This window comes from Enterococcus devriesei, assembly GCF_001885905.1.
Taxonomy (GTDB): domain Bacteria; phylum Bacillota; class Bacilli; order Lactobacillales; family Enterococcaceae; genus Enterococcus_A; species Enterococcus_A devriesei.
Genome location: NZ_JXKM01000001.1, coordinates 106,540 through 124,055, shown reverse-complemented (window position 1 = coordinate 124,055; position 17,516 = coordinate 106,540). Strand labels below are relative to the sequence as shown.

General features: G+C 40.5%; 19 protein-coding genes. 10 read left to right on the top strand and 9 right to left on the bottom strand.

The window, feature by feature from the left end:
* Positions 1-126: 126 nt before the first annotated feature.
* From RV00_RS00555 to RV00_RS00545, 3 genes are all read left to right on the top strand, one after another.
* Positions 127-798 carry a response regulator transcription factor gene (locus tag RV00_RS00555; RefSeq protein WP_071860661.1) on the top strand — a complete coding sequence of 224 codons (672 nt, stop codon included), beginning with the start codon at positions 127-129 and terminating at the stop codon, positions 796-798.
* Positions 795-1,844, top strand: coding sequence for a HAMP domain-containing sensor histidine kinase (locus RV00_RS00550; protein WP_071860660.1), 1,050 nt, complete (start codon positions 795-797; stop codon positions 1,842-1,844). The genes RV00_RS00555 and RV00_RS00550 overlap by 4 nt, the downstream gene beginning before the upstream one ends.
* A gap of 86 nt (positions 1,845-1,930) precedes the next feature.
* A complete protein-coding gene (locus RV00_RS00545) occupies positions 1,931-2,236 on the top strand; it encodes a hypothetical protein (protein ID WP_071860659.1) in 306 nt (101 codons plus the stop codon).
* Positions 2,237-2,437: 201 nt separating this feature from the next.
* Here RV00_RS00545 and RV00_RS00540 read toward each other — a convergent pair whose 3' ends face one another.
* Together RV00_RS00540 and RV00_RS00535 are read right to left on the bottom strand one after the other, a co-directional pair.
* Complete coding sequence (locus tag RV00_RS00540) at positions 2,438-2,755, bottom strand: AzlD domain-containing protein (RefSeq protein WP_071860658.1); 318 nt, start codon at positions 2,753-2,755, stop codon at positions 2,438-2,440.
* Entirely contained in the window at positions 2,748-3,503 is a 756-nt protein-coding gene (locus RV00_RS00535; protein WP_071860657.1) for an AzlC family ABC transporter permease, read from the bottom strand. The genes RV00_RS00540 and RV00_RS00535 overlap by 8 nt, the downstream gene beginning before the upstream one ends.
* A gap of 444 nt (positions 3,504-3,947) precedes the next feature.
* Between RV00_RS00535 and RV00_RS00530 the strand changes: the two genes are divergently transcribed.
* Positions 3,948-4,631, top strand: coding sequence for a YoaK family protein (locus tag RV00_RS00530; protein WP_071860656.1), 684 nt, complete (start codon positions 3,948-3,950; stop codon positions 4,629-4,631).
* A 58-nt stretch (positions 4,632-4,689) separates the two neighbouring features.
* Here RV00_RS00530 and RV00_RS00525 read toward each other — a convergent pair whose 3' ends face one another.
* Both RV00_RS00525 and RV00_RS00520 read right to left on the bottom strand, forming a co-directional pair.
* Complete coding sequence (locus RV00_RS00525) at positions 4,690-5,505, bottom strand: DUF4097 family beta strand repeat-containing protein (RefSeq protein WP_071860655.1); 816 nt, start codon at positions 5,503-5,505, stop codon at positions 4,690-4,692.
* An 88-nt stretch (positions 5,506-5,593) separates the two neighbouring features.
* Positions 5,594-6,544 (bottom strand): aromatic acid exporter family protein, encoded by a 951-nt coding sequence (locus RV00_RS00520; protein ID WP_071860654.1) that lies wholly within the window; start codon positions 6,542-6,544, stop codon positions 5,594-5,596.
* Positions 6,545-6,761: 217 nt separating this feature from the next.
* Here RV00_RS00520 and RV00_RS00515 point away from each other — a divergent pair, with 217 nt between their 5' ends.
* From RV00_RS00515 to RV00_RS00495, 5 genes are all read left to right on the top strand, one after another.
* Positions 6,762-7,223: a DUF441 domain-containing protein gene (locus RV00_RS00515; protein WP_071860653.1), complete on the top strand. Its 462-nt coding sequence runs from the start codon at positions 6,762-6,764 to the stop codon at positions 7,221-7,223.
* A gap of 115 nt (positions 7,224-7,338) precedes the next feature.
* On the top strand, positions 7,339-9,081 hold the full coding sequence (locus tag RV00_RS00510; protein ID WP_071860652.1) for an ABC1 kinase family protein: 1,743 nt from the start codon (positions 7,339-7,341) through the stop codon (positions 9,079-9,081).
* Between the two features lie 265 nt (positions 9,082-9,346).
* Entirely contained in the window at positions 9,347-9,919 is a 573-nt protein-coding gene (gene amaP, locus RV00_RS00505) for an alkaline shock response membrane anchor protein AmaP (protein ID WP_071860651.1), read from the top strand.
* An 11-nt stretch (positions 9,920-9,930) separates the two neighbouring features.
* On the top strand, positions 9,931-10,119 hold the full coding sequence (locus tag RV00_RS00500) for a DUF2273 domain-containing protein (RefSeq protein WP_071860650.1): 189 nt from the start codon (positions 9,931-9,933) through the stop codon (positions 10,117-10,119).
* A 61-nt stretch (positions 10,120-10,180) separates the two neighbouring features.
* Positions 10,181-10,732, top strand: a complete 552-nt coding sequence (locus RV00_RS00495; protein WP_071860649.1) for an Asp23/Gls24 family envelope stress response protein — start codon at positions 10,181-10,183, stop codon at positions 10,730-10,732.
* 95 nt (positions 10,733-10,827) lie between these two features.
* On the opposite strand, the gene RV00_RS00490 is transcribed toward RV00_RS00495, so the two are convergent.
* The 4 genes from RV00_RS00490 to RV00_RS00475 all read right to left on the bottom strand — a co-directional run bounded on the left by RV00_RS00490 (position 10,828) and on the right by RV00_RS00475 (position 14,674).
* Positions 10,828-11,778 (bottom strand): P1 family peptidase, encoded by a 951-nt coding sequence (locus RV00_RS00490; RefSeq protein ID WP_071860648.1) that lies wholly within the window; start codon positions 11,776-11,778, stop codon positions 10,828-10,830.
* A gap of 87 nt (positions 11,779-11,865) precedes the next feature.
* Positions 11,866-12,870: a nucleoid-associated protein gene (locus RV00_RS00485; protein WP_071860647.1), complete on the bottom strand. Its 1,005-nt coding sequence runs from the start codon at positions 12,868-12,870 to the stop codon at positions 11,866-11,868.
* Between the two features lie 60 nt (positions 12,871-12,930).
* Entirely contained in the window at positions 12,931-13,602 is a 672-nt protein-coding gene (locus tag RV00_RS00480; protein WP_071860646.1) for an ABC transporter ATP-binding protein, read from the bottom strand.
* A 1-nt stretch (position 13,603) separates the two neighbouring features.
* Positions 13,604-14,674, bottom strand: coding sequence for an ABC transporter permease (locus RV00_RS00475; protein WP_071860645.1), 1,071 nt, complete (start codon positions 14,672-14,674; stop codon positions 13,604-13,606).
* Between the two features lie 110 nt (positions 14,675-14,784).
* Here RV00_RS00475 and RV00_RS00470 point away from each other — a divergent pair, with 110 nt between their 5' ends.
* A complete protein-coding gene (locus RV00_RS00470) occupies positions 14,785-15,375 on the top strand; it encodes a TetR/AcrR family transcriptional regulator (RefSeq protein WP_071860644.1) in 591 nt (196 codons plus the stop codon).
* Between the two features lie 42 nt (positions 15,376-15,417).
* Here RV00_RS00470 and thrS read toward each other — a convergent pair whose 3' ends face one another.
* The gene (gene thrS / locus RV00_RS00465) at positions 15,418-17,322 is read right to left on the bottom strand and encodes a threonine--tRNA ligase (protein ID WP_071860643.1); all 1,905 of its coding nucleotides are present in this window, start codon (positions 17,320-17,322) and stop codon (positions 15,418-15,420) included.
* Positions 17,323-17,516 lie beyond the last annotated feature (194 nt).

Genomic DNA, 17,516 nt, shown 5'->3' with positions numbered 1-17,516 from the left:
GTCACCCTTTTCTCTTAGTTTACATCGTAAAGATAGCATGGCATTATTAACTCAAAATGAACAAAAATTCATACTAGGTTCACAGTGATTTGCTACTATTATTGAGCAAAAAGGAGGGCAACGCAAATGAATCGAATACTTATCGTAGAAGATGATGAAAATTTATCAATCCTTTATCAATCAGCTTTGAAAAATGAACGTTTCGAAGTATTTCGCGCGAGTAATGGCGTCGAGGCACTCGAACTTTTAGATCGGCAATTCATTGATCTAATCATCAGTGATATCATGATGCCGGATATGGATGGCTATGAGCTGGCGGAAAGTTTACGGCAAGCGGGCTATGAACTGCCGATTTTATTTATCACTGCTAAAGATTCTTTCGAAGATAAAAAACGCGGCTTTACCATTGGAGTCGATGATTATATGGTCAAACCAATCGATGTAAATGAAATGATTTTACGAGTAGATGCGCTACTGCGGCGGGCCCAAATCGTCCACACGAAGGAATTAATCGTGGGTGATACTCAGCTCAGTCAAGAAACTTACCAAATTAAAACGCCAGAGCAACGTGTGACGCTACCGCAAAAGGAATTTTTACTTTTATATAAATTACTGGCTTATCCCAATAAAATATTTACTCGTCAGCAATTAATGGATGAGATTTGGGGCTTAGATTCAGACACCGACGAACGGACGATCGATGTTCATATCAAGCGCCTACGAACTCGCTTAGAAAATAATCCCGATTTTACCATCGAAACGATTCGCGGATTAGGCTATAAGGCGGTCATTCTATGAGAAAACGAATCTTTCCCCAACTATGGATGAATTTTGTCGCGATCATTTTTTTACTGATGGTGATTGTCTTAGCTTTTTTCATCGCGATGCTCTTTCTCGTGAATCATTTTCAGCTGCTGACACCAGAGCGTGACGGACACCTCTTTCCGCTTTATTTCATTATTTTTTTAAGCTTGGTAATCGGTGCCGCTCTTTCGATCTTTGTCGGCAAACGAATCCTGCAACCTATCGGCGACTTGCGACAAGCTATGAGTCAAGTGGCTAAGGGAGATTTCACGATCCAATTAAGTGAAGAAAAGCAAATGGAAGACGTCGAGGAGCTATATCACGATTTCAATTTAATGGTAAAAGAATTAGGCAGTATCGAAACTTTACGAAACGATTTCGTCTCAACTGTCTCCCATGAATTCAAGACACCGATCGCTACGATTAAAGGCTATGTCCAGCTTTTGCAAAACGAGGCACTGTCTCCTGCTGAACGAGGAGAGTATCTGGAGCGAATGCTTGAGGGCACTCAGCAGTTGACCCATTTAACCGACAATATTTTAAAGCTCAGCAAACTAGAAAATCAAGGATTAGGGTTAGACTTTCAAGGCTTTCGCTTAGACGAACAAATTCGTGAGGTGATTTTATTTTTACAACCTAAATGGGAGCAATTAAATCTAAGCCTAGATTTGGATCTGCCTCGAACCGAATTTTATGGCAACGAAGAATTTCTGTATCAAGTCTGGTTAAACCTAATGGATAACGCCATCAAATATAGTCAAAAAAACAGTAGTATCCATGTCCACCTGCAAAATACGGAAAGTGAACAGATCATCACGCTCAGCGATGAAGGAATCGGTATGACCCCAGAGATCACGGAGCGTATCTTCGATAAATTCTATCAAAGCGACACAAGTCGAAAAACAAAAGGCAACGGACTGGGTTTAGCTCTCGCCAAACAAATTGTTGAACTACACCAAGGGCGTATCGAAGTCAAGAGTTCTCCTGATCAAGGCAGCAAATTTAAAATATATTTGCCGAATAACTTGAAAAATTCATAATTTATTGAAGGATTAGGCGTAAAAATTCACGAACAGTTAATATTTCTTTTGTAAGCTAGATGTAGTTAAAAGAAAGGATGACTCAAATGGAGGAACAAACAGTCACTAAATCTGTTTACTTTGTTGAGGAAACACAAAACATTGAAGGTGCGTATGTCGAAGTGAATACACTTTTCGTGGCCGAGGACCAAGCACAAGCCACCAAAGTTTATGAAGAACTAGTCAAAGAACAGCCGAAAAAATCATTTGGCCTTTTATTAAATGAATACATCATCAATGCAGAAGGCGGTTTTTTCAAAAACCTGTTGGCTTCTTGGAAAAACCTGCCCGCCGAATTTTATCGCAAAATGCAAGTACTAACCTATCGGCCGTTAGCTGAATATCAAAATTAGCCTATACAGCTACTTCAAAGTGGCGGGCTCCTTTTTAAAAAGCAGAAAAATGATCGATCTTCAGCACGCATACGATTCCACTAATCGCCTTAAAAATACGAAATGGAACTCACAAAAAAGGGGGTATGACAAAAGACTTGTCATACCTCCTTTTTCCAAATAAACGGCGTTCCAAGCGTAGCTTCTGTCACGGCCTCTTTTTTAGATCATCGATAGTAAAAAGACTGCAGCTAATCCCGTAATTACAGAGATTGCCATAGAACGAGTTTTATAGGCGACACCGGCCACTAAAAACATCGCGATGATTCGAACGTTGCCGATCAAATCAAATTGATTATCGCTAATAAAGACATCTTTAAATACTAATGCAGCAAATAAAGAGATTGGCACATATTTCATCCAATCACTGAACCATTGCGGCACTTGACGTTGCGAAAAATACAGCATCGGAAACAATCGTGGCAAATAAGACGCCGAGAAGAGACACAAAATCAGCAACAATAAAGAGCTATCACTCATGATGAACCTCCTCGCCGGTCAAATCATAATGATTCGGCCCGTCATTTTTCGTGTTGGACGTTTTACGAAAACGTTCGATCAGATAACCGACAAAAGATGCTAACAATGTGGCTAAAATCAAACCAAAGGTATTTTTAAACATCAGCATAAAAATGATCGCTAGCCCACCAGACAATAAGCCCGTGATCAGCAGCAAGCCATTGTTCATTTGCATCATGAACATAAAAATGAACATCGCTGTCAAAGCAAAATGAACCAGTTCAGTATCGACATGGATCACCGAACCAAAAATCGTACCTAAAATCGTACTTCCGGTCCAAGAAGCCATTGAAAACCAATTGACATACAATGCTTTCTTACGATTCCATTCAGGGTCGGTAGAATACTTCAAATAATTTACAGCATAATTTTCATCATTCATTGATTGCGAAAACAAAGCGATGAATGAACGTTTCTCTTTTTTAAAAAATTGCGACAAGCTGGAGCCAAGCAGTGCGTAACGCAGCTCCAGGAAAAAGACCATTAGGATGGTGGACACAAATGATGCATGGACACTCAGCATTGAGACGACTAAAAATTGTGCGCCTCCTGAAAAGACCAACATCGAAAGTAAGGCCGTCAGAAAAATATTGAACCCCGCTTTTTGCAGTAGCATGCCACAGGCCAAGCCGACTGGAATATAGCTTAAACAAAGTGGGATCACTGCGTAAAACGCCTCTAACCATGGTGTCCTTTTTTTTACAGGCATGGTAATTTCTCAATTCCCTTCACGTTCACAGGATAAAAAGCATTCTCATTCTAACACATTCTTGCCAAAAAGGGAGTCCCTCGTAATCATCTTGCGAGTTTTATGGAAACGGTCATGATCATTCGTAAAAAGCAGTATTTTAGTTAATTTATTTTGCAAAAAAATTCATTTGGTTGATTAACCCGAATTATTTTTTTTCAAATTTTATAAATATCTGCTTTCGCTAAATAAAAAGAGGAAACTTTTAAATGTTTCTTATGAAAACTTCATGTACAATTACAGCTTCGCTTCTTCTAATCGCTGAAATAAGCCTTACTTTTCTTTTACGAGTGACCTGGTCTTGTTTAACAAATTTACCTTACTAATTAAAGAAGAGATGAAACTTGAAGAATGATTTTCAGAAAAAATATGTTAAGATAGTTAGCGAAAAGAGTTGAAGTACAGATGGAAAACAGTTTTCACGAGAATCGTTCGGTGGGATTGCTTTTGACTTTTATCGGCGGAATGATGGACAGCTATACTTATATTCGTTACGAAGCCTTTGCCTCTGCTCAGACTGGGAACATCGTCTTAGCAATCATTCAAGCCTATGAACATCAATGGAATATGGTAGGAAAAAAACTTCTTTCTACATTATTCTTCTTTATCGGGATTCTCTTGGCCAAATTTATGATCGATTATTTCAAGAAAAAACAGCTTCATTTTTGGCGTTTGTTCCTGCTTTATTTTGAAGCACTGGTCTTTTTTTTGATCAGCTTGCACTTTTTACAGCCGCATCCAGCCATTATTACAATCATGATCGCCTTCACTGCCGCAATTCAATGGGTGGCGTTTGATAAAATCAACGGCTTAGCCTACACGAATTTATTTACAACTGGTAATTTGAAAGGCGTTGCGACGAATCTTTACGATTATTTAGCGACGAAAGATGCTGGCGCTAAAACCCGCTTCTTCCATTTCTTATTCGTCGTCGTCGCTTTCATTTTAGGAGTAATCGTCTCCGTCTTCTTTTATCGGTGGATTGGAGCCAAAACAGTTCTTTTGATAGCAGGTTTATTTTTATACTTAGCCCTTTCAGAAACTTTTTTCGTATGGCGTTTCCAAAGAGAAGTTCATTTATTCAGATAAAAAAAAGAGGTTTCTATCTCAAATGAGATAGAAACCTCTTTTTTATCCTTTGAAAGCTTTAACGAATAAAATCAATGGCAATATCGCCGTTACTCGTTTTTACTTCTAAATCTTTCGAACCGTCAGACTGATTGGTTAAATTATTTGAGGCATTGCTGGTTTTTGAAACAGTTGCAAAATCCGCTCGCTCTCCAACGATCGTTCCATTGACCTTTGCGTTACTAGTCTTTAGATAGATGGATTTGGTTCCTTGCAAATGATTCAAACGAATCGCTCCGTTCGACGTTTCAAATTCACCTTCTTTAAACTCAAGGTTATTCAAATCAAGCTTGCCATTACTTGTGTCAAAAGAACCCTCATCGAAACTTAAACGGTCTAGCTGGATGTTTCCGTTGCTAGTTTCCGCGTCGATCGTTTTCACGTCCAGACCCGTTAGCTGCATTTTACTGTTGTTGCTTTCTAAATCTAAATTATCCAACGTCAGATTCTCGACTGTCAGCTTTCCATTTGACGTTTCCACATCCAAATCCTTTAGTCGGGCCCGTGGTACTTCCACCATTACTTTTGCATTACTGACGCCAAAATTAAAGATGCTGAAATTGAACCAACGTTTTCCTTGTCGTTCAACATTCAACGTGTCCCCTTTTTGCTTGATCTTATACTTAATGTCTCGGCTTTTTTGGTAGCTGATCTTTGTTTGATTGCCAGAAGCTCCAACGATCTCAATTGGCATATTGCGATCCTCAATGATTAATTTTTTTACCGTCTTTTGGCTAGTAAAAGTCTCATTACTGGTACGATTATGAAAAATCAAACTACTCATACTGACCAAAGCGGCCCCTACCAACAACAACCCTACCACTATTTTTTTCATGCTATCCCCCTCATCCCTTGCTTCTTACTTACTATTTTAAAGCTTCTGTTAACCGTTTACATAGGCCTTAAGGCTGATTCTTTCGTAATTATTTATTCCGATAAAAGCCCGCTTTGATTTCAATAAAATCTTGGAATAATTGAAACAACTGAAACAGCTGGGCTCGCTCTTCAAAGGCTTGGCGATTTTCCGGCAACGATTTTTGCTGGTAGCGCTGATCAACTTCTTCGATCTTAAGTAAAATCGCAGAGCCGTCATTTTCCTCCGCTAAAGTTTCCGCAGTGAATTCAAACAATTCCTTTAATTCCTGTACATCTTCTGGCGCTGCTGACAAACGATTCAAAATTTGTAGCATGTCCGAAAAAATTTTTAGTTGCAAGCGCCGCATCGCAAAATATTCAAAATAATAACTATTGCCGTTGAAGAAATGATTTTCTTCATATTCTAATGCTCGTGTTTGCGCCTTTTTTACAAAATCTTGCAATGACAAGCATTCCTGCCGCAAGATTTCTTCTTTGTCTGGTTGATTAAGAAACGCCGACATTCGATCCAGCATTTTTTTCATCGTCACTTCAACGACTATCTGATCTTCCTGCAATTGCTTTTCGGTATTTGGCATATAAAGGTTGGCCGCCAAAGCACAGCCCACGCCAATCACCATCAACAAATACTCGTTAATCACCAACGTTAGAGGCATGGCCCCAGCCGCTAAATAATGGGTAATCAAGACCGAGCTGACCGCGATTCCTTCCGCTAGATCAAAACGAATCGATAATGGAATAAACAGGATTAAATACAGGCCAAAGACGATTGGATGAAAGCCCAGCAGTAAGAAACAGCCGGCAGCAATCACCGTAGCTAAGGTCAGAGAAAACAAACGATTCAACGCGGTCTTAGCGGTTGAACGCTTAGTATTGGTGACAGTCAAGATCGTGATGATAGCAGCTGACGCAGCTGAATCTAATTGCAGTCCTCCCGCTAGTAATAAAGCAATCGGTGCCGCCACCGCTGTTTTGATTGTTCGTAAACCTATCTTCATGTATATCCTCCTGCTTTTAGCTAAGTCATTGTTTGCTTACATTATTTTTTACTTCTTAAAAAGCTTACACTAAAATCACTTGGGAAAAAAGTTTTATCCACATCAGAAAACCATTCGCAACTTCCGATCTTTTCTTGTATAGTAAATAAGTTGGAACCGTTGAGCAGCAGATAAACAGCATTAGAATCTTTATCTTTTTTATAAAGGAGTGGTATAAGTGGAGAGTTGGCTTTTTTTAGGACTGATTTTATTGGTGGCCTTTGTTGCGAAGAATCAAAGTTTGTTGATTGCTACGATCGCCGTCTTAGTGTTGAAATTGGTCCCCCATTCGGATAAATTTTTGAGTCTCTTAAATAAACAAGGCATCAATTGGGGGGTGACGTTGATTTCGGCAACGATCTTAGTTCCTATCGCCACCGGTGATATCGTATTGAAGGATCTGTTAAATACCTTAAAATCGCCCTTAGGTTGGGTAGCCACGATTTGCGGCGTCTTAGTTGCCGTCTTATCATCCAAAGGGGTCGGGCTGATTAATCAATCGCCGGAGGTCACCGTTGCTCTTGTTTTTGGAACAATCATGGGTGTGGTCTTCTTAAAGGGTGTCGCTGCCGGTCCTGTTATCGCAGCTGGAATCACTTATTGTATCATGCAAGTCATTCAGACTGTAACTACTCGTTAAAGCTAAAAATCTAACTTAACCCCACCTCCTTCTGTGTAACCGGAAATAATGTGGGGGTTTGATTGTATCCAGAAAAGTTCTCTTGTAAGATAGAAGTAAGATGGAGGTGACGATTATGAGTAAACAATCCAAGACGGCTCGTTTGCGCCAAATCGTGACGATCGTTAATCGCTATAGTTTAGTAAAAAATATTACCCAGCAGAAAAATCCAGCCGATGTTCGCAAAGCCTTTGAAGAATTAGGCCCAACCTTTATAAAAGTAGGACAAATGATGTCGGTGCGAACAGATATTTTTACTTTAGCTTTTACAAAAGAATTGCGCAAGCTCCAAGATGATGTAAAGACGGATGACTTCGACTCAGTAAAACAATTAGTCGAAAGTGAGCTAGAAGTACCTCTAACGGAAATTTTCGAAAGCTTCGATGAGGTCCCCTTTGCTTCCGCTTCAATTGCCCAAGCCCATCATGCGAAGCTAAAAAATGGCCAGTCGGTAGTTGCTAAAGTCCAGCATCCAGGTATTGCTTCTGAGATCGAAGTAGACTTGTCCTTATTTGAAAAAGCGATCCCTTTGGCTAGCTGGGTGCCTGAAAGCAACGTCATTGATTTAAAAAATATCCTAAAAGAAATCCGCACCTCTTTGCAAAATGAATTGGATTTTCAAAAAGAGCTGAACTTTGCGGAAAAATTCTACCAGCTAAATCATGGTTGGAAAGAAATCCGCGTTCCAAAAATGGAACCCGCCTACTCCACCAAAAAATTAATCGTGATGGAACTGATGCCAGGGACAAACCTAAAGGAATTAATCAACGCGGATGATAAGCCGCAAATTCACAACGACTTATCCAATAAAGAGCTGAAAAAAATGGTCAGCGAACTGTTGATCGATCATTTTATGAAAGAAGTTTTTGAGGACGGCTTTTTCCATGCCGATCCCCACCCTGGAAATCTTTTGCTACAGCTGATGACCGCTGCCGAAAATCAACAAGACCAACCGTTAAAAACAAAGGAATATGCCGGCAAATTGGGGAAACTGCCTTATGAAATTACTCATTCAACTAAAGAAAAGCTGCGACCTTTTCGTTTAAATTTTATCGACTTTGGAATGATGGGCACCATCAACGGTGAGATGCAGGTAAAGATGAGCAATACGATTATTGCCATTTACAGTAAAGATACCCAGCGAATCACGAACGCAGTCCACGCAATTTGTAAACAAGTCGGTAGTTTCGATGAAGAAACCTTCACCGATGAATTAGATGATTTTTTGAATCGCTATTTGACGCTACCTATCAAAGAAATCGATCTGCAAAAAGTTTTCTCACAAGTCGTTCTGATTTGTCATGATAACAATTTACAAATTGACGACTCTGTTACCATGCTGATCAAAGCTTTTGGAACATTAGAAGGTGTGATTGAAGATTTGAACCCTGACTTGTCTTTGTTTGAAGTCGTTGCACCCTTTGCCCAGAAGTATTTTATTCAGCAGCTTGATTTGAAAAATGAACTGCAAGAGACTGGACTTGATTATTTAACGACTTTAAAAGCTTTACCCAAACTTCCAAGTCATACCTTAAATGCCTTAGACACTTTTGCAAAAGGCAAGGGCAAATTAAATCTTGAACTAAAAAATCAGCGGAATTTACTGGAGCGAGCAGAAGCAATGGTCAATCGACTGGTAATCGGCTTGATCCTCTCTGCACTAGTGATCGGCTCTTCTCTGCTCGTCCAAACTTCTCCTCAAGGCGACACCTTAATTTCAGACTTAGGAATCTTCGGCTACGCCATCGCGGCCCTTTCCATTCTCTTCTTGATTTTAGAAAGTTTTTATCGTCGTTATCGCAAATGGAAAGAGCGCTAGCTGCCCAATTAAATCATCCTTCAAAGAGGCTATACAACGCCTCTTTCTTTTTGTCAAAAAATCCGACCCGTCTTTTTTTTCCGACTTCTTAAAAAAATTGAAGCGTTATAGAAAAAATCGCCTATCAGCCTTATTTAATTCCTATAAACAACGTAAAAAGAGTCTCTATGGTAAAAACGGGAATCATATTTTTTTACAGGAAAGGGATAACATTTTATTATTTTATTGTAAACAATTTAGAAAATTTGAAGTAAGGGGGTGCGACATGAACAAGGGGTTGAAAGCCATCCTAATCATTTTCTTTTTGATTTTGCTTTCGATTTTTGTACCAGTCATGGCGATTTATTATTTTGTCGCCTCAAATCCATTCGATTTGAGTGCTCTGCAAGAATTTGTGCTATCAAACACATATGCACAGATTTATCTTTTCTGGGTAGCAGCTGCTTTAGCAATTTTGTCACTGATTGCCATTCTGATCATTATCTTCTATCCGAAAAGAATCACCAAATTTATTTTGCATGAGCAAAAAGGAAAATTGTTATTGGATAAACGAGCGATCGAAGGTTACGTCCGCACGAGTTTAAAACGGGAAGACTTCATGGACACGCCTAAGGTCAACGTGACTGCCACAAAAAACAAGATCAAAGTCAATGTGCGTGGACAGTTGAAAAAGACTTCATCATTGATTGGTCGAACGGATTCTTGGGCTCAAGGCGTCGAAACACATATTCGCCAGCTACTTGGACCTGAAGAAAAAGTAGATATCAAGGTGAAATTCCAGGCGCTTGAGCCTGAAACAAGTCCAGCGACGACGGTCAATCGGCCGCGTGTAGAATAGGAGGAGCAGCGATGCAAGAATATTTATCACGAGACAAACTGCCTTTAATCTGTGGTGTCTTAGGTTTTATCTTAGCTGTACTATTCTTTACGGTCGGCTTCTTTAAAACAATTTTATTAATTTTAATCACAGTTATCGGTGTAGCTATCGGCATTTATTTGCGAAACAACCATATTTTAGATGACTATCTAAAAAAGTAAACAACAAATTGATTGAATCTTGGAAGGTTCGTACATTAACAATACTTAGGAGGAATAAATGATGGAAAACACAACAATCAAAACAGGAATGAACACAGGGGCAGATACAACAAAAGATGTAAGAGGCGAATTAACTTACGATGACAAAGTAATCCAAAAAATCATCGGAATCGCTTTAGAGAATGTAGATGGTTTATTAACAGTTGATGGCGGCTTCTTCTCAAACATCAAAGACAAATTAGTGAATAGCGACGATGTAACTTCTGGTATCAGCACTGAAGTTGGTAAGAAACAAGTTGCAGTCGACATGGATATCGTTGCTGAATACGGCAAAGATATTGACGATATTTACGAACAAATGAAAAAATTGATCTCTGAACAAGTGGACAAAATGACTCACTTAGATGTGATTGAAGTCAATGTGAACGTAGTCGATATCAAAACTCGTGAAGAATACGAAGAAGACAGCGAAACAGTTCAGGACAAAGTAAGCAGCGCCGCACAAACAACTGGAAAATTCGCATCAAAACAAACCAACCGTGCGAAGAATGCTGTCAGCAATCAAACAGATAAAATCAGCGACAACATGGAATCAGAACCACGCGTTCAATAATCGTTCCCCACTGACTAGCTGCTACTTGGCTAGTCTTTTTTTAAGCGCCGCAGCCCTAATGATGATGGGCTGCGGCGCTTTTTGGCATTATTCCATTATAGATCCTGATAAGCTAAATAATCCCCATAAGTCTCGGCTGCTTTTGTTCCTTTGATAATTGCTTGACGTACGGCTTCCACCGTTAAAATCGAAACAGCTTCAAAGCTAGCTTCAATTTGATTGGCTCCTAAGACAAACAGCGTGTCGCCATCATAAGTTGTATGAGATGGGCGAATCGCGCGAGCAATACCATTATGACTAATATCCGCTAGTTTATTCATTTTGGCTTTTGGAAAAGTCGCATTGGTCATGACACAGCCAATCACAGTATTCCCTTCGAAAAGACCAGATTCGTTTTGATAATACTCCAAGAAGAGTTCTTCAGAAAAACCGATCTTACTTTCACCGGCCTTCCGTGCGCCAGCGATAATTTTTCCAGCTTCTTCCTCAAAAACATCACCGACTGCATTAACGGCGATGACGGCGGTCACCCATAAATTTCCATGGCGTATCGTATACCGTCCAATGCCGCCTTTCATTGCTTGTTGCGGTCCGTTAACGGTTCCCACACTGCAGCCCGTTCCAGCGCCATAATTTCCTGCTTGAAAAAGTTGTCCGCCAAAGGCTGCTTCACAAGCTTTCCGTCCAGCCTGATAATCTGGTCGAATATCTGAACGACCGATTCGCAGATCAAACAGACTGGCTCCCACAACATTGGGCACATAGGTGATTCCCATGTCTCGTCCAATTTTATTTTCTTCTAGAAAATCCACTACGCCGGCATTCGCCGCCAAACCAAATGCACTGCCGCCAGAAAGGGTGACACCGTGCACAAATTTCCGATTATTTTCCGACTTTAATGCATCTGTATCTCGGGTGTTTGGTGAGCCGCCTCTGACTGAGACTCCTCCTGTCACACCGTCCTGGCATAAGATCACGGTGCAGCCCGTCATCGCTTCTGCGTCAGTATATTGTCCAATGCGAAAAAATTCTTGATATGCTTCCATTCCGTTTCCTCCGGTCATTTTCTTTATTTTAGCCGATTTGTCCGCCTCCCTCAATCATGGACAAAAAGACCAAACAAAAACCGCCAATTACAGGCGGTTGATGACTTCATCGACATTTTTGATGGTGACTGAGATGGTTCCATCAGGATTGTTGATGAATTCGATTAATTCAGGATTGCGATAGACATCTAAAGGAACGATCAATTCGATGCCGTTCGATAACTTCAATTTTTGCTTGCCGTATTTTTTTTCGGTGATCTCCCGGACTTCTCGCAGAAGTGGCGCTTGATCGACGTAGCCTTTTTCCACAACTTCTTCTTGGAACGCCATTTGAGCCGAGACATTGTCTTTAAAAACTTTTTGTGCAACGACCTTGGCGTCGATCTGTCCGCTTTCTTCCACGATATCGTAGACCGCTTCTTTTACATCGGCGATGACATCATGTTTTTGGTTTTCAAACTTCGCACCGATCTTTTCAGCGACCTTTTTGATCACTCTAACATTTTCTTCCAACGACGGTGCCGGTTGGCTCTCAATCACTTGAGTAGAAAAATACAACCGCTTCTCCCCTGAAAAAGGATATTTTTTCTCGATCAATTCATAGCTTAAGTTACTTAAATTAACGACGATTCCTTCATCGGCCTTTTGAGTCTTCCCAGAAAGTAGCGCCCGATGAATGATCAATTCATTCTTCAGACCGCTCTCGTCTGAATCGACAATGTGAGTATATCCTTCATGATAATTGACCTTTAGAAAGGCTAAATACATTTGCGTATCTTCTTCATACAACGCGACAAACGCATCGGCGCTAGGCGCCTCTTCACTTTCTTTATAAGCTTCATACCAGCGAGAGACTAACCGTTCACTAGCGGACAAAAAGTCATGCTCCGCCTGTTGGCTCAATAAGGCAAAGGTTGAATCCTCCGTCAACGTACCTGTCTTGGTTTGCGCGGAAGATAGTTTTTGAATTTTTTTGGTTAAGTAATCCCGCACATATTCCTTCGTCAAATCAAGTTCGCTTTGACTAAAGATTGGGTCGCCAGACTCGCGATCAACAATATGCAGCGCGGCTTTTTTTAAATAAATATCCATATATTCCCTGCTTTCTATCTCAACTTTACTACTATACACAGGAAGCAGGGTGTTGTGCAACTAATCTTTCGCGACAAGTTGACCATCTTTCATTTGGTAGACCTTATCACTCCATTTAGTCATTCGTTCATCATGGGTCACCATCACGATTGCTTTGTTGCGTTCATGGGATTCTTTCGCTAAAAGCTTGACGACATCATAGGCATGATCAGAATCTAGGCTGGCTGTCGGTTCATCCGCCAAAATCAATTTAGGATCATTGAATAACGACCGGGCGATGGCGACCCGTTGACGTTCACCACCGGACAAGGCTTTCGGATATTGTTCCCGTAGCTCCCAAATATCTAACGACTTCAACAAGTCTTCCACTTGAGCCGTCTTTTTTTCTTTTTCGATCTTTTCGACTAATTGAAATTGTTCCTTGACCTTTAGAAAAGGAATCAAATTAGAACTTTGTAAAATAAAGCCAATTTCTTTAAAGCGCGCCTTTGAGCGTTCCTTTTCCTGCATTTGGCCAAAGTCCGCACCGTTGATCATAATTTTTCCTTCGGTGGGTGTTTGCAGTCCCCCAGCGATTGTTAGAAACGTACTTTTACCTGAACCAGAAGGCCCAATCACGCTGACAAACTCGCCTTCCGCAACCGTAAAGTCCACATTTTTTAAAGCTGTCACTTCGGTATGTCCTTGACCAAATTTCTTCACAACATGTTCCATTATTAATACGTTATTCATTTTATTCTCCTCCAATCGCAGTGACCGGATCGACTTTGGTAACCGTTCGGATCGAGAACAAGCCACCGATCATGGCAACGAATACTAAAATCACACTATACAATGCCCACTCTTCCCAGTGAACTGCAAAAGGCATTGCACTTGGTAAGACGGAGCTCGTCAAAACACTCAGTCCGACCGCTACGGCTACTCCAATGATGCCAACTAGAAAGGCTTGCGCTAAGATCGAACGAACTAAATAGCTTGTCGCCACGCCTTGCGCTTTCATCACACCGAAGATTGAGGTTTTTTGCAGCGTGATGACGTACATAAAGATTCCGATGATCGCAGCCACGACGACAAATAAGAAATAAATCATTGTATTCAAGGTCAATTTTTCTGGCGAATAGCCTGGAATATTTTCAATAAACGTCTCAGGCGTCATACTCGTTAACTTTGTCTGATTCTTCTTTTGATCAATCGTCGTTTTTCCTTTGGTGGCAATCAAATTGATTGGCTGGTTACCGCTTGGCTGTGCGCCATATTTCAATGTTTTAAATGCTGTCGGCGTTAAATACAGCACCGGAGCGATCGTATAAGTAGTCGCCTTGGTCACGCCGACGATCTTCAAAGTTTGATCACTGATTTTTATTTCTTGATTTAATTTGTAGCCTTCTGCTAAAAGATTTTCCGAAACGATTGCTTCTTTATCATTTTGATACAACCGTCCTTTAATGATTTTGGGTACAACAAATGCATCCTTGGCGGTCCCAAAAATCGAAACATTCGTCTTTTCTGTTCCGCCTTTTTTCTCTACCGCAGTGGCGTAAACACCAATCCCGGCTTTTTCTTTAGCCGTCACTCGATCCAGGTCTTGCATTTGTAGTTGCGAGGCGTTGGCAATTTTATTACTGTCCTCCGACAAAATTATTTTTGTGGCTTGCCAATCATCCACCGCCTTACGATTGCCATCAGCCAAACCGTTGGCTAAGCCAGATAACATAAAGACCACATAGGCAACCAAGATCATAATACCGACAACTAATCCGTATCTTAATTTCGCATAGCGAATTTCTTTCCAAGCTAAAAACATCTCTCTCATCCCTTCCAATGGGACAATCATACATCATCGGTGACAATGTGTCACCGATTTTGTTTTATGCTATACTCTAAGAAAAGAAAAATAGAGGTAGAGGTGTTTCTATGCCGAAAAAAACTTTTTTAAATTTACCGGAGGAACGACAAGGAGAAATCCGTGATCTGCTGTTGACGATTTTTTATGAAAAACCGGTCAGTCAAGTCAAGGTCAGCGAGATCGTCGACGCGTTGCAAATGTCGCGAGGCATTTTTTATAAATACTTTGAAGATTTGAATGATGCCTATGACTATTTGATCCATTATTATGCCGGGCAGATTCATGGGGAGATCATTGCCTACATGATGCGCCAGCAAGCTGATTTTTTCAAAGGGATTGAAGACTTTTTAGTAATGTATGTGGACCTTTCTCATGAAAGTCCCCGCTATCAGCAGCTCGTGCTATTGACGCAAAACAGCTACCTTTTCTCTTATCGTCCGACCACAAACCACGGCATCATCGAATGGCAAGAGCTTTTAGAAAAGAATCATTTTGACATGCCTTCCGTTGATGAACAAATCAGCTTTTTATACTTTTCTATGAAGCTGGTCATCGATTCGCTAACCGATATGTTGGCCAATCATTGGAACAAAGAGCAATTATTACAAGACTTCCAATTCAAAACACAGTGGCTGACTAAAGGAATCAAAAAGAGCTGAGACAATCTCAGCTCTTTTTGATTTATTTTTTTGCTTTAATCTTTAATATTGATGCACTTTTGTTTGGACTTGTTTCTGAATCATTTGGATCAGCTCAGCTTTAGGCATTTCAACTACTTCTTGACTGCCGTGTTTGCGTAACGAGAATGTTTCTTCCGATAATTCTTTATCTCCAATAACTAAAATATAAGGAACTTTTCGTAACTCCGCTTCCCGGATCTTCTTCCCTAATTTTTCATTACGGACATCTTTTTCCACCCGAATCCCGGCTTCATTAAATTCACGGAATAATTGTTCCACCCCGGCTTCATGAGCCTGTGCGACACTGATTAATTCTACTTGTTTCGGTGCTAACCAAACCGGAAAGGCCCCAGCGTAATGTTCAATCAAAATCCCTAAGAAACGATCTAGTGAACCAAAGACCGCGCGGTGAATCATCACCGGACGAGCGGCTTGGTTTTGTTCATCGATATAGCTTAGATCAAATTTGCCCGGCATTTGGAAATCTAATTGAACAGTCGCACATTGATGACTGCGGTTCAACGCGTCTTTGATATGGATATCAATCTTCGGACCGTAGAACGCACCATCGCCTTCATTGATATTGTATTTATAGCCCAAATCAGTCAAAACTTTTCCTAATGATGCTTCTGCTTCATCCCATAATTCAATTTCCCCCATAAAATCATCGGGGCGAGTAGATAATTCCACCGAGTATTCGAAGCCGAAAATTTTGTATACTTCATCAATAACCTTTAACGCCAAAGCAATTTCTTGCTCGATTTGATCACGACGGACAAAGATATGGGCATCATCTTGACAAAAAGTCCGGACCCGCAGTAAGCCATTCAAAGCGCCGCTGAATTCATGACGATGGACTTGGCCGAATTCAGCCATGCGAATCGGCAGATCCCGATACGAACGCTTGCGATCCTTAAAGATCAGACAATGTCCGGGGCAATTCATCGGTTTCAAAGCATAATCCTCGTCACCAACTTTTGTGAAATACATGTTGTCCTTATAATGATCCCAGTGCCCCGACTGCTCCCATAAACGTTGATTCATGATCAAGGGGGTTTGGACTTCTTTATATTCATATTTAGCCTGTAATTCTCGTAAAAATTTTTGCAACTCATTGCGGATGATCAGACCATTTTCTAAATAAAAAGGCATTCCCGGTGCTTCATCGGAAAACATGAACAAGTCTAATTCTTTCCCTAATTTTTGATGACTACGTTTTTCAGACTCCGCCAAAAATTCTAAATGAGCCGCTAGCTGACTCTCTTCTGAGAAAACTGCACAGTTTACTCGTTGTAACATTTCATTTTTCGCATCTCCCTGCCAATAGGCTCCGGAAACTTTCGATAAGGTAAAATGTTTCGCCGCTGATAAGTCTAATGCCGCTGGCTCGAAGAAAAACTCCGATACATTGCCTAATGTATAGATAAAGACCGGCAGCTCATTGTCAAGCTGATTCAAGGCAAACAGCTTCAGCTCGTTCTCTTTAAAGACCTCTTTTGCTTCTGAAACAGTTAGACGTGCGCTTTCGATTCGAGCACCTTTTTTGATTTGCTTTTTCATGTGGCGTTCCAAATCTTTCAATATTAAAACACTTAGAGGCTGATTCACTCGCAGATCAACCCACATACCTTGGCCCGAGCCTTGCGCATGGGCAAACAGCGCTTCAGGGAACAGTTCTTTGATGGCTTCTTCTAATAACAAACTGACCGTGTGACGAATCGCTGTCATCCCTTCCTTAGAAGAACGATCATAAAATAAAATTTCTGTATTGTGATCGATCGGAGTTGATAGGTCAACAACTTCTCCGTCGATACTGCCAACGACCGCTTGTTTGGCAGAGGAATCTTTTATCTCAAACAAGGTAGTATCTTTAGCCACCTCTTGTTTATTTCCATTAGGTAAAACGACTTCGACTTCTTTTGACATACAACTCAACTCCAATCTATTTTTTAGTAAAATTTTTATTCATTGATTCCCTTAACTCTATTCAATTTTAACAAATGCTGAAAAGGGTTTTCAATAAAAAAAAACGTCCCTATAAAATAGGGACGTGAATAAACGTGTTACCACCCAAGTTCCCAAAAAGTTTTCACCTTTTGGCTCTCATAATGCGTAACGGG

Coding starts and splice junctions, on each gene's coding strand:
- RV00_RS00555 (WP_071860661.1), top strand. CDS start 127: ATGAATCGAATACTTATCGTAGAAGATGATGAAAATTTATCAATCCTT.
- RV00_RS00550 (WP_071860660.1), top strand. CDS start 795: ATGAGAAAACGAATCTTTCCCCAACTATGGATGAATTTTGTCGCGATC.
- RV00_RS00545 (WP_071860659.1), top strand. CDS start 1,931: ATGGAGGAACAAACAGTCACTAAATCTGTTTACTTTGTTGAGGAAACA.
- RV00_RS00540 (WP_071860658.1), bottom strand. CDS start 2,755: ATGAGTGATAGCTCTTTATTGTTGCTGATTTTGTGTCTCTTCTCGGCG.
- RV00_RS00535 (WP_071860657.1), bottom strand. CDS start 3,503: ATGCCTGTAAAAAAAAGGACACCATGGTTAGAGGCGTTTTACGCAGTG.
- RV00_RS00530 (WP_071860656.1), top strand. CDS start 3,948: ATGGAAAACAGTTTTCACGAGAATCGTTCGGTGGGATTGCTTTTGACT.
- RV00_RS00525 (WP_071860655.1), bottom strand. CDS start 5,505: ATGAAAAAAATAGTGGTAGGGTTGTTGTTGGTAGGGGCCGCTTTGGTC.
- RV00_RS00520 (WP_071860654.1), bottom strand. CDS start 6,544: ATGAAGATAGGTTTACGAACAATCAAAACAGCGGTGGCGGCACCGATT.
- RV00_RS00510 (WP_071860652.1), top strand. CDS start 7,339: ATGAGTAAACAATCCAAGACGGCTCGTTTGCGCCAAATCGTGACGATC.
- amaP (WP_071860651.1), top strand. CDS start 9,347: ATGAACAAGGGGTTGAAAGCCATCCTAATCATTTTCTTTTTGATTTTG.
- RV00_RS00500 (WP_071860650.1), top strand. CDS start 9,931: ATGCAAGAATATTTATCACGAGACAAACTGCCTTTAATCTGTGGTGTC.
- RV00_RS00495 (WP_071860649.1), top strand. CDS start 10,181: ATGGAAAACACAACAATCAAAACAGGAATGAACACAGGGGCAGATACA.
- RV00_RS00490 (WP_071860648.1), bottom strand. CDS start 11,778: ATGGAAGCATATCAAGAATTTTTTCGCATTGGACAATATACTGACGCA.
- RV00_RS00485 (WP_071860647.1), bottom strand. CDS start 12,870: ATGGATATTTATTTAAAAAAAGCCGCGCTGCATATTGTTGATCGCGAG.
- RV00_RS00480 (WP_071860646.1), bottom strand. CDS start 13,602: ATGAATAACGTATTAATAATGGAACATGTTGTGAAGAAATTTGGTCAA.
- RV00_RS00475 (WP_071860645.1), bottom strand. CDS start 14,674: ATGTTTTTAGCTTGGAAAGAAATTCGCTATGCGAAATTAAGATACGGA.
- RV00_RS00470 (WP_071860644.1), top strand. CDS start 14,785: ATGCCGAAAAAAACTTTTTTAAATTTACCGGAGGAACGACAAGGAGAA.
- thrS (WP_071860643.1), bottom strand. CDS start 17,322: ATGTCAAAAGAAGTCGAAGTCGTTTTACCTAATGGAAATAAACAAGAG.